The sequence below is a fragment of the Neobacillus vireti genome, assembly GCF_036962465.1.
GTDB classification, from domain to species: Bacteria; Bacillota; Bacilli; order Bacillales; family Cytobacillaceae; genus Neobacillus; species Neobacillus vireti_B.
This window is the reverse complement of record NZ_JBALNF010000022.1, coordinates 42,396-55,741: the sequence shown is the minus strand read 5'-3', so window position 1 is coordinate 55,741 and position 13,346 is coordinate 42,396. Positions and strand designations below refer to the sequence as shown.

Annotated in this window: 14 protein-coding genes; 10 read left to right on the top strand and 4 right to left on the bottom strand. The window is 38.5% G+C overall.

From position 1 onward, the window contains the following. The first annotated feature begins 94 nt into the window (after positions 1 to 94). The 5 genes from V7077_RS09585 to V7077_RS09565 all read left to right on the top strand — a co-directional run bounded on the left by V7077_RS09585 (position 95) and on the right by V7077_RS09565 (position 4,194). Entirely contained in the window at positions 95 to 1,036 is a 942-nt protein-coding gene (locus V7077_RS09585; protein WP_335500800.1) for a cation diffusion facilitator family transporter, read from the top strand. A gap of 184 nt (positions 1,037 to 1,220) precedes the next feature. Then, the gene (locus V7077_RS09580) at positions 1,221 to 1,649 is read left to right on the top strand and encodes a MarR family winged helix-turn-helix transcriptional regulator (protein WP_335500798.1); all 429 of its coding nucleotides are present in this window, start codon (positions 1,221 to 1,223) and stop codon (positions 1,647 to 1,649) included. A 128-nt stretch (positions 1,650 to 1,777) separates the two neighbouring features. After that, entirely contained in the window at positions 1,778 to 3,154 is a 1,377-nt protein-coding gene (locus V7077_RS09575; protein ID WP_335500795.1) for an MATE family efflux transporter, read from the top strand. Positions 3,155 to 3,269: 115 nt separating this feature from the next. Further along, the gene (locus tag V7077_RS09570; protein WP_335500793.1) at positions 3,270 to 3,884 is read left to right on the top strand and encodes a YdhK family protein; all 615 of its coding nucleotides are present in this window, start codon (positions 3,270 to 3,272) and stop codon (positions 3,882 to 3,884) included. 142 nt (positions 3,885 to 4,026) lie between these two features. Continuing rightward, complete coding sequence (locus V7077_RS09565) at positions 4,027 to 4,194, top strand: hypothetical protein (protein WP_335500791.1); 168 nt, start codon at positions 4,027 to 4,029, stop codon at positions 4,192 to 4,194. Between the two features lie 93 nt (positions 4,195 to 4,287). On the opposite strand, the gene V7077_RS09560 is transcribed toward V7077_RS09565, so the two are convergent. Further along, the gene (locus tag V7077_RS09560) at positions 4,288 to 4,983 is read right to left on the bottom strand and encodes a response regulator transcription factor (RefSeq protein WP_335500789.1); all 696 of its coding nucleotides are present in this window, start codon (positions 4,981 to 4,983) and stop codon (positions 4,288 to 4,290) included. A gap of 236 nt (positions 4,984 to 5,219) precedes the next feature. On the opposite strand from V7077_RS09560, the gene V7077_RS09555 reads away from it, so the two are divergent. Both V7077_RS09555 and V7077_RS09550 read left to right on the top strand, forming a co-directional pair. Further along, complete coding sequence (locus V7077_RS09555) at positions 5,220 to 5,612, top strand: hypothetical protein (protein WP_335500787.1); 393 nt, start codon at positions 5,220 to 5,222, stop codon at positions 5,610 to 5,612. Further along, positions 5,593 to 6,978 carry a 4Fe-4S binding protein gene (locus V7077_RS09550; protein ID WP_335500785.1) on the top strand — a complete coding sequence of 462 codons (1,386 nt, stop codon included), beginning with the start codon at positions 5,593 to 5,595 and terminating at the stop codon, positions 6,976 to 6,978. The genes V7077_RS09555 and V7077_RS09550 overlap by 20 nt, the downstream gene beginning before the upstream one ends. 88 nt (positions 6,979 to 7,066) lie before the next feature. Here V7077_RS09550 and V7077_RS09545 read toward each other — a convergent pair whose 3' ends face one another. Both V7077_RS09545 and pssA read right to left on the bottom strand, forming a co-directional pair. Then, positions 7,067 to 8,257, bottom strand: coding sequence for an MFS transporter (locus V7077_RS09545; protein ID WP_335500783.1), 1,191 nt, complete (start codon positions 8,255 to 8,257; stop codon positions 7,067 to 7,069). A gap of 130 nt (positions 8,258 to 8,387) precedes the next feature. Then, the gene (gene pssA, locus V7077_RS09540) at positions 8,388 to 8,879 is read right to left on the bottom strand and encodes a CDP-diacylglycerol--serine O-phosphatidyltransferase (protein ID WP_335500782.1); all 492 of its coding nucleotides are present in this window, start codon (positions 8,877 to 8,879) and stop codon (positions 8,388 to 8,390) included. Between the two features lie 445 nt (positions 8,880 to 9,324). On the opposite strand from pssA, the gene copZ reads away from it, so the two are divergent. From copZ to V7077_RS09525, 3 genes are all read left to right on the top strand, one after another. Beyond that, positions 9,325 to 9,531, top strand: a complete 207-nt coding sequence (copZ, locus tag V7077_RS09535) for a copper chaperone CopZ (RefSeq protein ID WP_335500780.1) — start codon at positions 9,325 to 9,327, stop codon at positions 9,529 to 9,531. 80 nt (positions 9,532 to 9,611) lie between these two features. Next, positions 9,612 to 11,849, top strand: coding sequence for a heavy metal translocating P-type ATPase (locus V7077_RS09530; RefSeq protein ID WP_335500778.1), 2,238 nt, complete (start codon positions 9,612 to 9,614; stop codon positions 11,847 to 11,849). Between the two features lie 650 nt (positions 11,850 to 12,499). Next, positions 12,500 to 12,772, top strand: a complete 273-nt coding sequence (locus V7077_RS09525) for an HU family DNA-binding protein (protein ID WP_026568621.1) — start codon at positions 12,500 to 12,502, stop codon at positions 12,770 to 12,772. A 307-nt stretch (positions 12,773 to 13,079) separates the two neighbouring features. Here V7077_RS09525 and V7077_RS09520 read toward each other — a convergent pair whose 3' ends face one another. Next, positions 13,080 to 13,337: a hypothetical protein gene (locus V7077_RS09520; RefSeq protein ID WP_335500776.1), complete on the bottom strand. Its 258-nt coding sequence runs from the start codon at positions 13,335 to 13,337 to the stop codon at positions 13,080 to 13,082. Between the last annotated feature and the right edge of the window lie 9 nt (positions 13,338 to 13,346).

Here is a 13,346-nt window from a genome sequence, read left to right as displayed (position 1 = left end):
ATATTGAATAGAAAAAACTATTCTTAATCGAAATATTTTCGTTTTAGAAAGAGAAATAGAGCCACTTACCATTAAGAGCTCTGGGGGGATAAACATGGGTCATCATCATCACCATCATCATGGACATTCACACGGACACGGGCATGGCCATCATCATCATGAGCCGGCGAATTATGGGTTTGCTTTTGGCATAGGAATCACTTTAAACGTGATCTTTATCATAATTGAAGTTATTTTTGGCCTATTGGGAGACTCGCTTGCGTTACTAGCCGATGCCGGACATAATTTAAGTGATGTGCTAGGTCTGGTTATTGCATGGATTGCTGTTTGGCTGGGGAAAAAGGCGCCTACGTCCAAGCGAACGTATGGTTTTAAGAAAAGCTCCATTCTTGCTGCTCTTTTTAATGCCGTGTTTCTACTCGTGGCGATCGGCGCCATTGCCTGGGAGGCCGTTCAACGGTTCTCCGCTCCTGCACCTGTGGCTGGAAAAACGGTCATCATCGTGGCACTAATTGGGATCGTCATTAATTCCATAACGGCCTTCCTATTTATGTCAGGCAGGAAACATGATTTGAATATTCGCGGAGCATACTTACACATGGTGGCAGATGCGGTGGTTTCTTTAGGAGTTGTCATATCAGGTTTCATTATGCTTTGGTCTGGCTGGCAATGGCTCGACCCACTTGTTAGTTTAGTCATTGCAATCGTCATCTTTATAGGTACATGGGGATTACTAAGTGAATCAATCAATTTATCGTTAGATGCCGTTCCGGATGGGATTGATACGGATAAGATAAAAAATTATTTAACCCATTTACCTACTGTTGTCGAGGTACACGATTTACATGTTTGGGGAATGAGTACCACTGAGCCTGCCTTAACCGTCCACCTCGTCCGTTCGGATATAACCGATAACGATCAATTGTTACAACGATTAAATAAAGAATTACATGATGAATTTGGGATTGAACATACCACGATTCAGATTGAAAAAGGAACCTTTACTTGTTCCCAAGCGCCAGTGGATTCCATTTAGAGATACTACCGAAGAGGATTGCACTGCAATCCTCTTTTTTACGCACTAATACTTAAACAAAAGATAATACACACATTGATAATTAATTAGCATGCTGTTGACAGAAGGGTTAAGATGGTTATATAGTTTTCTTATCAAATAGTTAGATTTCTAACTATTAAGTTCTTAAAGTAGGTGATGAAGTTTGGGAAGCAGAAAAGATACACCTTATTCAAATTTATTTCAATCCATCGGTATCAAAATTAAGAGAAGAGCAGACGAAAGTGTTCAGGGGTTAGGCTTAAATGCGCAACAAGGTCGCATAATTGACTATATCTATGAACATCAGGATAAAGGCTTAATCCAAAAAGATTTAGCTGAAACCTTTAATAGGCGTGGAGCTAGCATTACCAGTATGCTGCAAGGCTTAGAAAAAAAAGGGTATATTGAACGTAAAATTCCGGCAGAAAATGAACGTCAGAAAAATATTTATGTTTTACCAAAAGGTGAAGAATTAATTGATTCCTTTAATCACATTTTTGAGAAGGTAGAAAAAGAAATTGTAAAATCTCTTACGGAAGAGGAAAAACAAACACTAATCGCTTTGTTGACTAAGGTGAATCAAAGTTTATAAATTATTTAAAAGTGCAGTAGCCAATGTTACTGCAATGTAAAAGTTAGAATTCTAATATTTAGAAGATTAAACTTATCGAAAAAGTTAGAGTTCTAACTATTAATAATCTAAATTTAAGGAGTATTCAAATGAAAAGGACGGAGTCAAATACGTATTATTTAGAGGAAGCACCAATCAAGAAAGCAATTGCTCACCTTTCCATTCCCATGATGTTGGGGATGTCAGCCGGCACGATCTATAATATCATTAATGCAATTTTCATTGGACAGGTCCATGATACAGCCATGCTTAGTGCAATTACGCTAGGGCTGCCTATTTTTGCTGTTCTGATGGCAGTTGGGAATGTGTTTGGAGTTGGTGGTGGAACATTTATTACAAGATTAGTGGCTAAAAGAGAAGGGGAACTAGCTAAGAGAGTCGCTGGATATTCTTTTTACGGAGGTATGATTATTAGTCTACTAATTGCCATAGTTGCTTATTTTTCTATAATACCTCTTGTCCATTTACTGGGTGCTGATGCAGTAACTTTTGACTATACGAGAAAGTACGCACTGACATTATTCGTTGGAGGATTCGCAATAGTAACGAATTTTGCCTTAGAACAGCTTGTCCGGTCAGAAGGAGCCTCAAAAGAATCGATGTATGGAATGATTGTCAGTATCTCATTAAGTATCATATTCGATTTCCTTTTTATATTGATCCTTGATTGGCATGTAATTGGCGCTGCACTATCGATGATTTTTGCGAACATTGGTTCAACCGTGTATTATGTCTGGTATTTAGATTCAAAAAGTGATCACTTGAAAGGATTTTTGCATCATTTTAAACTTAATGCTAAAAATCAAATGGAGGTATTCAAAATTGGGGTTTCGGAACTGTTCCAAACCTTTTTCTTAATCATAACTACCTTGTTGCTGAACCATTACTCAATGGAATATGGGGACCATGTTGTTGCAGGTTTTGGAATTGCTTTAAGGATCGCACAACTTCCGGAATTTTTATCGATGGGGCTGTTCTTTGGGATCATTCCCTTCATTGCTTACAATTTTTCAAGTAAGAATATCTCCCGCCTGAAATCGGTTATAAAACATGCTGCCATCTACATTGGGGTAATCTCAGGGACCTTCCTTGGTATTGTTTACTTGTTTAAAGTGCCAGTCATTCAGCTATTCACTACCGACTCCTCTGTCCTTCATATAGGAGTATACATCGTAGGAGCAATGTTGATTTCAGCCCTTTTCAATGGTTTCACTGGATTATTCACAGGCATCTTCCAGGCATCCGGCGAAGGAATGTCAGCCATCATTATGGCTGTTACACAAGGACTTCTTTACATTCCTGTAGTTATTACCTTGCATCATTTTTTTGGTTTACATGGAGTGGTTTGGTCGATGACCATTACTGAAGTATTAACATGTACTATTGGATTGAGCTTATTTTTTTTCTATGCTAAGAAACTAAGCCGTATAGAGAATGAGGGGGTACAGGTTTCCAAGCCATCTTGAACAAACAACTGGCCGGATGGAAAAAGGAACAGTTAATTTTTCCTATAAAAATCCATACTTTCTGCAAATTTTTATAGTAAGATGTGTGATAAAACAAAATTCAAGGAGGGTCAAAATGAAAACTAAAAAATGGTGGCTGGGAATGGTGTTTTTAGTATTAATGTTCATGTTAGTTGCTTGTTCTAATTCTAGTAATGATAAAAGTACAACGAAAAATACAAATATGGACAAAGAAACCATGAAGATGGATGATAAAAATTCGAACATGGATCATGAAAATATGGACATGGGTGATATGGAACATTCGGGTTCAGGTAAAGTTCCTAAAGGATTAAAAGAAGCAGCGAAACCAACCTATAAAGTAGGAAGCCAAGCGGTGGTCAAAGCAGACCATATGGAAGGAATGAATGGTGCTAAGGCAACTATTGTAGGGGCATATGAAACAACAGCATATGCTGTTACTTATACCCCAACTACCGGAGGTGAACCGGTAAAAAATCATAAATGGGTTATTCAAGAAGAACTTAAAGATGCCGGGAATAAAACGGTAGTGCCAGGAACAAAAGTTACCTTAGAAGCAGACCACATGGAAGGGATGATGGGGGCGACTGCAACGATTGATTCAGCAGAAAAAACCACTGTGTATATGATTGATTACACATCAACTACTGGGGGAGAGAAGGTGAAAAATCATAAATGGGTGACAGAAAGTGAACTGTCAACCAAATAACAAGTTGTCGTTTTAGAAATTGTAATAGAATTTGGTTACTTTCTGCACATTAACTTGCTACTTTCTGCACACATATTTAATAGACTCAAATCAGATAGAAGATGACCGTATGAATATATTGCGGCATACTGAGGAGGGCCTTATGTGTCAGAAACCGATGAAATTTACTCTTCACCAAATGGAGCAAGAAAGAAAGGCAGCACTAAAAGCCAAAAATGAACCAGAAAAGATTTTAAGTAAGTTATTTAGAACAATAGGTGTGCGCATTAAATCCAATGTATTAGTAAACGGAAAAGGAAAGTTAAAATAACTAAAATAAAGGCTGCTCCTAAAAGTATACTTTTAGGGCAGCCTTTTCCATTGTATTCGTGCCTTAACATTATGCTTGAGTAGGAATACCTATTTAAGACTTAGCCGCTGGATTGTCGGGTATCCATTTATACCCTATTCCCCAAACGGTAAAAAGGTGGTTATCGATCGGAAATCCCTCATTTCGAAGCTTTTCACGTAAGTTCCTAATATGGGAATCGATCGTACGATCATCAATATTGGTTTTTTGGCTCCAAATGCTTGATAATAAATGGTCTCTGGAGAAAACTCTATTGGGATTTCTTAAAAACAAGCCAATCAATGCAAACTCTTTAGGTGTGATGAGAATAGGTTTGTCGTGATATTTTAATTGAACAGATTCTTCATTCCACTCTAATCCATTAAAGATAAAAGGTCCATCATTGTCAGTATGGGCCCGTCTTAATAAGGCTTCAATTCTTGCCTGTAATTCAGCTTCGTGAAAAGGTTTGGTCACGTAATCATCTGCCCCGTATTTTAATCCTTTTATCACGTCCACGGTTTGATCCCTTGCCGTTAGCATGATAATGGGAACATTTGAAAACTCCCTTATTTTTCGGCAAATCCCCCATCCATCCATTTCTGGCATCATCACATCAAGAAGGACGATGTCCACATTTCCTCTTTCAAGAAAGGTTAATGCCCTTTTTCCTGATTCGGCTTTAAGGCATTTATATCCATATGGTGATAAATATAGGTCCAACAGGTCTAGCATTCTCGTTTCATCATCCACAAGTAAAATGGTCTTCATATTCCTGCCACCTTAACAAAGTTTATAACTCTATAATAGTAAAAATATGTGAAGAATCTTTGCAGATTTACTATTTTATTTTGTATTTATACCGATTTTGTGACAATTGTTCTTAATTCACTAACAGACAATTTTTATACAAATAAAAACCAAAGTTTCTGCAAACTTTTCTATTAAAGTTTAAGTTGTTAATCACTTAAATCAATTTTTAGCAAAGTAGGAATGGGGTGAAGGTTTTGAAAGGAAAATGGGCGTTGATCATTGTCCTTATTATTGTTTTCTCAGGTGGAAGAATGGCCATGGCAGATGGAGACCACAGTAAAGTTCCAGCAACTTCTAGTCTTAATGGACAATCCGAACAAAACAAAATGGACAATCAGGATATGGAGAGCATGGACCATAACAGCGGTGATGGTCATGAGATGGAAGGGATGACTGGCGGAGACAATATGCAAGGAATGGACATGGAGGGCAGTGAAGGTCACAGCCACGAGCCTGTCAAGGAAGAACCGGCAAACCTAAAGGTCTTGGGAACGTATGGTGCCGTAAACCTTTCCTTTATTATCATTGGTGTGTGGAATAAATGGTTTAGAAGAAAGGATGGTTCCGATGTCCATTCCAAAAAGTAAGTTAGTTAAAGAGAAAAAGCAATTGGCAGAAAAAGAGCCTTACAATCTACTATCTATATCAATCGTTAAAAAGTTCATTCAAAGCAAATGGTATCCGGGAATTTTTCAATGGATTGTCCTTGTCGTGTTTTCGGTGATTGTGTATGAATTGGTAGCAGGAACTGTTGATCCTACGCGAAATGTCGGCACATCCCTTACATGGGTGTTATGGTGGCCGTTAATCCCAATCTTCTTCTTAGTTATCGGCAGATTTTGGTGTACGATTTGTCCATTTGGTAAAGTAAGTGACATAGTAAGGAAAACGATTGGCAGTAATCGCCCTATGCCAAAGTTCTTAAGGAAATATGGACTTTGGATGATTGATCTTTTCTTCATAGCCATTACGTATAGCGATCACATCTGGGGAATTGTTGAATCACCAAGAGGATCGGGTTATTTACTTCTTCTACTTGTAACAATGGTAGTAGCGACTTCCGTATTTTATGAGCGAAGAACATTTTGTAAAACTTTATGTTTTTTAGGAGGACTCTCCGGAAACTATTCTCGTTCTGGTTCTCTAGAACTTCGCGGGACACTTGAAGTATGTAAAACTTGTAAAACGCAATCGTGTTTTAAAGGCAGTGAACAGGCAGAAGGATGCCCAATGTTTCAATTTGTTAGAACGATGGATACCTCTGCTGATTGTAACTTGTGCGGCAATTGTGTGAAATCTTGTCCTAATAATTCCATTCGTATCTCGCCGCGAATACCTACTTCTGAACTGTGGGTAATCAAAAAGCCTATGATTGAGCATACTTTCCTAGCAGCGGTTATTATGGGGATTGTGTTTGTTCAAAATATAACCATGGTGGCGATCTGGCAGGATATTTTAAAGGCCATTGGGTCTATAACTGGAACAGATAACTATAATGTTAACTTTACAGTTGCCTTTATTATTGCCATGGCGCTACCGGTTGGCCTTTTATGGGGAACAGCAAAATTGGCTGCCTTAACAGGTGGATCTGTGGAAACGGTAAAGAAAAACTTTGTGCGATTCGGTTATGCGATTATTCCATTGGATTTAGCAGGTCATCTCGCACACAATTTATTCCATATCATTACTGAAGGAAAAGCCATTTGGTATAACACTGCGGCATTAGTTGGGATGAATGTAACAAGAGGTGACCTGGCATTTGCTCCTGCCTCATCTGTACAAATGATACAGTACATTATTATTGTGATTGGTACGCTTGGCTCCATCTACACAGCTTACCGGATTGGTAATAAGGGATCTTTTAAGAGCTTAGCCCCATATTATGTATTGATGGTACTGCTCGCATCAGCAAACATTTACTTATTTTCGCTTCCGATGATGCATAGAGTTTAATACTAAACAAACGAGTACAAGTTATTCAAAGTAAAAGGAATAATCCTTAAATAGGACTATTCCTTTTTAACACGCTTATTAAACTTATTTATATGCGAAGAAAAAGCATCAGGATTGCAGAAATAATGGCGAGTAGACTACTCACTCCAAAAGCAGTAAAAGCCCCAAATGATTGCCACAAAAAGCCCGCCATTACACTTGCGGGCAAGGCAGCAATACCCGTTAAGGCATTAAATGTACCCATCGCCATACCTCGCTGTCCTTCGGGTACGATATCGGCTACATAGGCCTTTTGAATCCCTTCTGTAGTGGCATAGTACAACCCATAAACAAAGAATAAGACCCAAATCCCCATCACCGTATGGACCAGACCAAAGCCGAGATAAATGAGTGCAAACATGATATAACCTGTAATTAAAACGGGGCGGCGGCCAATTCGGTCAGAGATGATCCCAAATGGAGTAGAAAAAATACTTGTAATGATGTTGTAAGCAAAATAAGTCAGTGGGATATATGCAGCAGTCATACCAACATCTTTCGCACGTAAGATCAGAAACGCATCAGAGAAGTTCCCTATGGTAAAAAGGAAAGTAATAAGTGTGAACCATACAAAACGTGGACTAAGCCCCTTGAAGCTAATCTTCGGTAACCCTTTTACATTACCTGGCGTTTTTAGTGGATTCCGTTTTTCTTTTAAGAAGAAGATGAGGAGCAGCGTTGCCATTAGTCCAGGAATGGCAGATATCCAAAATACGGCCTGATAGCTTCCATTCCATTGAGTAAGGATTAAGTAGGTGACAAAAGGTCCAAGAGCTGCGCCCAAGGTATCCATAGATCTTCTAAACCCAAAGGCTTTTCCACGTTCTTCTTTTGTCGTGGTATCGGCAAGGATGGCATCTCTTGGGGATGTACGAATTCCTTTGCCAAAACGGTCGGCAAACCGAATAAAGAGAACTTGACCCCAAGTCGAGGATAAGGCGAAAAAGGGTTTTATCAGATTGGATAGTCCATAACCGCCAACCATTAACCATTTTCTTTTGCAGAATCGGTCCGAAATCCACCCGGAGAAAAACTTTAAAATGCTTGCTGTGCTCTCCGCAATTCCTTCAATCATCCCCACAGTCCCCACTTGGACATGCAATACGGAAGTTAAATAAAGTGGAAGGATTGGTACAATCATCTGACTCGAAAGGTCTGTGAAAAAGCTCACCATTCCAAGGACAAAAATCACTGAACTTAATCCGAAAAATTGTTTTTTCGAGTGCCTCTCTGATTCCATTCATTCACCTCAGTCATCCGTATTAACCTCTTGCTTTTATCTAGCAGAACTCCTTCACTTTTATTCCTTTCACAAATGAAAAAGAATTAAAATTTCATTAATATTCCCTAATCTAACTAACTAAGTAAAATTAAAGTTTTTTAACCCTGATTGGACTTACCATTAAGAGAGCAAGGATTAGGGTAATCCATGCATTGCTATATAAAAAGAATCCCATGCCTGCCAATGGCAGTCCAGCAGCTGGAATTGGTAATCCTTTAAAATATCCAACCGTTGGTTTAACATTGAACTTTGCTAATCTTAATGCCCCCATCATTGGAAAAAGAACAAAGGCTAAAGAAGTTAAAATAGATGGTGCCGCTAAGGAATGAAATAAAAGCGCAGGTGCCACTCCGAAACTGACAATATCAGCTAAGGAATCCAATTGTACGCCTAATGCACTGTTCACTTTTAATTTTCTAGCAACCCTTCCATCTAAAAGGTCGAAAACAGCTGAAAAGAATATTAAAACAGCCGATACCTCTAATAAGCCACTCATATTACATGTAATGGAAAGCACACCGCACAATAGATTTCCAAGCGTAAATAAATTGGGCACCACTTTTACTAACTGTTTGAACAAGGTAATCCCCCCAACTAAATCTCCATTTATATAACACACAAGACTGAAGGTTCGTAAAGTTCAAGTATTTTTAGCATCTTAAGGAGTTCTTAATAATTAATTCATTGAAGAAAAGGTTCTTTTTATATACCTAGTTTACCCAGTTTTAGATAGCCGTATCAAAATCAAAGCAGCGCAAACTGATGTTACGGTCTCTTATTACATAAGGGTCCTGTTTTTTGATTTTTGAACTTTTTTTTACAAAAGTCGTAAATGCATAGTTTCTCCTTATTTAATTGGTAAAGAAAGGTATGAAGTATTTGTCGATATATTTTTCGATTATAAATTAATTTTCGAATAAAGATGATAAAATATCCTTTACATAGGGTAGGGGGGTATGGTAAATTTAAGTTAAGGAACATTACTTATGAAAAAATAGGTTGAAAATAGAAAGGGAGAATGTAAAATGGAAAAAGTAACATTAAACGTCCAAGGAATGTCTTGCGGTCATTGTGTAAAAGCGGTAGAGGGCAGTGTTGGTACACTTAACGGTGTTAGTTCCGTTAAAGTTGATTTGAAATCAGCTAAAGTAGATGTGGAATATAATAGCCAGGAAGTTTCATTAGAAAAAATTAAAGAAACCATTGATGACCAAGGCTACGATGTGAAATAAATCGTAATAAAGACGTGCTAGTAATAGCACGTTCTTTTTACAAAAATATATACCCCTATAGGGTATGAGAGGTGATTTTGATGAGTCGGAATCTAAAGGAACTAGAAAACGATGTTGTTAACGAGAAAACAGAATTAGTGATATCCGGTATGACCTGTGCGGCCTGTGCGACCCGTATTGAAAAAGGGTTAAATAAGTTAGCCGGGGTAGAGAAAGCTAATGTCAACTTGACCCTAGAAAAGGCCACAGTTGAGTATAATAATGCGATGATTTCATCTGGCGATCTCATTAAAAAGGTGGAAAATCTCGGCTACGGAGCCGAAATAAAGGAAGAGTTAAACGAGACAGGTGACCATCGGAAAAGGGAAATCGAAAAACAAACAAAGAAGTTGATTATTTCAGCGATCCTCTCCTTCCCCTTATTATGGGCAATGGTTGGGCACTTTTCATTTACCTCGTTTATTTGGGTTCCAAAAATGTTTATGAATCCATGGGTTCAATTTGCCCTGGCTACTCCGGTGCAGTTCGTGATCGGAAAACAATTTTATGTTGGTGCTTACAAAGCCTTAATAAATAAAAGTGCCAATATGGATGTGCTAGTAGCATTAGGCACGTCAGCTGCATATTTCTACAGCTTATACTCATCCGTGCTTTCAATTGGAACTATGGCCCATTCAGTAGAACTCTACTATGAGACCAGTTCCATTCTGATTACGTTGATTATTCTAGGGAAGCTTTTTGAAGCCAAGGCGAAAGGACGGTCATCAGAGGCCATAAAAAAACTGATGGGCCTTCGAGCAAAGACCGCGTTGGTTAAAAGAGATGGAGTAGAACTAGAAATCCCTATTGAGGAAGTAATAGTTGGAGATATTGTCCATATTAAACCTGGTGAAAAAATACCGGTAGACGGAAAGATTTTGGAAGGCCGTTCCGCCATTGATGAGTCAATGCTAACGGGTGAGAGTGTTCCGGTCGATAAGACGGCAGGTGACGAGGTAATCGGCGCTACTTTAAATAAAAATGGATTTTTAATCATTGAGGCAACAAAAGTAGGTAGAGATACCGCTTTAGCTCAGATTATAAAAGCAGTGGAAGAAGCACAGGGTTCCAAGGCACCGATTCAACGTCTTGCTGACCAGATTTCTGGAGTGTTTGTTCCTATAGTAGTTGCTCTCGCTGTCGTCACATTTATCGTTTGGTATGTATGGGTAACACCTGGTGATTTTACCAATGCCCTTGAGAAAATGATCGCAGTCCTTGTTATTGCCTGTCCATGTGCATTGGGTTTGGCTACGCCGACTTCCATTATGGCTGGTTCTGGGCGTGCCGCTGAATATGGCATTTTATTTAAAGGCGGCGAGCACTTAGAAATGACGCATAAGATTTCTACGGTTGTTTTAGATAAGACCGGAACCGTCACTAATGGTACACCCGTATTAACAGACGTTTTCACAGACCAACACCTATCAGAGGAAGAGTTCTTATCAATGGTGGGTTCAGCAGAAAAACAATCAGAACATCCACTAGCCCAAGCAATTGTCCAAGGTATCAAAGATAAAGGAATTTCTTTAAAGGAAGTGGCTCAATTTGAAGCCATTCCTGGGTTTGGTATAAAGGCAAACGTAGATGGTAAAGAGCTGTTAGCGGGAACTAGAAAGTTAATGAGTAAGTATAACGTTTCTGTTGAAAATGCTTTTGATCAGATGGTTGAGTTGGAAAGGGCCAGGAAAACGGCGATGCTTGTTGCTGTTAATGGCCAGTATGCAGGTATAGTGGCCGTGGCAGATACCATTAAGGAAACTTCTAAGAATGCCATCAGCCGATTAAAGAATATGGGAATAGAAGTCATTATGATTACTGGGGATAATCAACAGACCGCCCAAGCAATTGCCGCTCAGGTGGGTATCGATCATGTAATTGCCGAAGTTCTTCCTGAAGGGAAGGCCGAGGAAATTAAGAAATTACAGGCATTAGGGAAGAACGTGGCTATGGTCGGAGATGGGATCAATGATGCACCAGCCCTTGCAATAGCTGATATAGGGATGGCGATTGGAACTGGAACGGATGTTGCCATGGAGGCTGCGGATATTACCCTTATTCGCGGGAATTTAGCTAGTATTGCAGATGCGATATTCATGAGTAAGAAGACGATTCGTAATATTAAGCAGAATTTGTTTTGGGCTATTGCCTATAATACTCTTGGTATTCCTGTGGCAGCCCTGGGATTCCTTGCACCTTGGTTAGCAGGTGCGGCCATGGCGTTCAGTTCGGTATCGGTTGTTCTAAATGCCTTAAGGCTGCAAAAGGTGAAATTGTAATGGCGGGCATGATGCGATGTTGCTTGTCTGTCAGAGTTAGATAAAAGCCGTTTCCTTATGGGGAAATGGCTTTTTAACTACTTTTAGGTACTTATCTTAGTCATTAAATTTTTTTTCCAATAAGTTTATACAGTTTTCGCTATTTTATTTAGGATGGATGCATCACTGCCAAACTTACACATAGCATCACAGTCACATCGCAAATCGTGAAATAATAGATATGAAATCGAGTGAGAATCAAGAGAGCGAATGGAAGGCCGCAGTAATTGAGCCTTAATTTTCTTTTCTCGTTTTATGTAAAAACCAAGTATGATAAACGGATTCTTGATCATTTTTATACATTTCTATTAATGATTGCATGCTGGAAGTCCCCTTCTAAATAATCAGTCTATATTCTAGTTTATTTCTATTATAGATTGTTAAAAGTTAAGGAGGATATGACAAAGTTCATCGGAGATGGAGGAATTATTTAGAAAAACAGAGAATAAAGCATTTTATTTCGCTAAAAAGCCAGTTTTAATATTAATCTTCATGAAAAAGCAGGAATATACCTTTCTTTTATCTAATCTTATTTAATGACAAACATGTAGAACGTATGTTATGTTTTTATCCCTACATAATTTAAAAATAAAAAGAAGAGGTGTTTGAATATGAATAAAACAGAATTAGTGAATGCTGTTGTAACACAAACAGAGTTAACAAAGAAAGATGCTGCAAATGCGGTCGATGCATTGTTTGAAACCATCTCTAATACTCTTGCAAAAGAAGAGAAAATCCAGTTGATTGGATTTGGCACATTTGAGGTGCGTGAGCGTGCAGCTCGAACAGGTCGTAACCCACAAACTGGTGAAGAAATTCAGATTTCTGCTTCTAAAGTTCCAGCTTTTAAACCAGGCAAGGAATTAAAAGAAGCTGTTAAATAAGTTTGTATAATTCATAAAGAATTGGCTCTAAGGGATGATCCCTAGGGCCTTTTTGTGTTTGAAATAGAGTGTATTAACGGGTAGCTTAGTTTGATAGGTAGCAAAAATAAATACAGATAATAGCTCAGATCATATTGTATCGGACTGTGCTATTTTATTTGTTGAAAACAAAACAAAAAACACCGCAGATTGCGGTGCAATTTGATATACATTTTCTTTTACAATTTTGACTACAAATTAACGTTTTGCGATAGGAAACGGAACCCGTTAGTAAAATACCAAACCTCTAGAAATGACTATACATTTTTTACAAACTATTCATCATATTGTCATTACTCATTTCCTTCCCATTGGTTCCATCCATCATTCCTTTTTCTTCATGACAAGCTTTGTACATATCTTTCAATTCATCCTTCGAGGAATCTGGGTGCATCTTCTGCATAAAGGGCAGCATTCTTTCAAAACTCACACCATCATTAGAGCTTCCATCTCCAGCGGCAAATACGGCGGTTCCTGCTCCAAGAATAAAAGCCGCTCCTATCATCCCAACAACAAACTTTTTCATCAATCTACC

Coding starts and splice junctions, on each gene's coding strand:
- V7077_RS09530 (WP_335500778.1), top strand. CDS start 9,612: ATGAGTCGGAATCTAAAGGAACTAGAAAACGATGTTGTTAACGAGAAA.
- V7077_RS09520 (WP_335500776.1), bottom strand. CDS start 13,337: ATGAAAAAGTTTGTTGTTGGGATGATAGGAGCGGCTTTTATTCTTGGA.
- V7077_RS09565 (WP_335500791.1), top strand. CDS start 4,027: ATGTGTCAGAAACCGATGAAATTTACTCTTCACCAAATGGAGCAAGAA.
- V7077_RS09585 (WP_335500800.1), top strand. CDS start 95: ATGGGTCATCATCATCACCATCATCATGGACATTCACACGGACACGGG.
- copZ (WP_335500780.1), top strand. CDS start 9,325: ATGGAAAAAGTAACATTAAACGTCCAAGGAATGTCTTGCGGTCATTGT.
- V7077_RS09550 (WP_335500785.1), top strand. CDS start 5,593: ATGTCCATTCCAAAAAGTAAGTTAGTTAAAGAGAAAAAGCAATTGGCA.
- V7077_RS09570 (WP_335500793.1), top strand. CDS start 3,270: ATGAAAACTAAAAAATGGTGGCTGGGAATGGTGTTTTTAGTATTAATG.
- V7077_RS09560 (WP_335500789.1), bottom strand. CDS start 4,983: ATGAAGACCATTTTACTTGTGGATGATGAAACGAGAATGCTAGACCTG.
- V7077_RS09545 (WP_335500783.1), bottom strand. CDS start 8,257: ATGGAATCAGAGAGGCACTCGAAAAAACAATTTTTCGGATTAAGTTCA.
- V7077_RS09575 (WP_335500795.1), top strand. CDS start 1,778: ATGAAAAGGACGGAGTCAAATACGTATTATTTAGAGGAAGCACCAATC.
- V7077_RS09525 (WP_026568621.1), top strand. CDS start 12,500: ATGAATAAAACAGAATTAGTGAATGCTGTTGTAACACAAACAGAGTTA.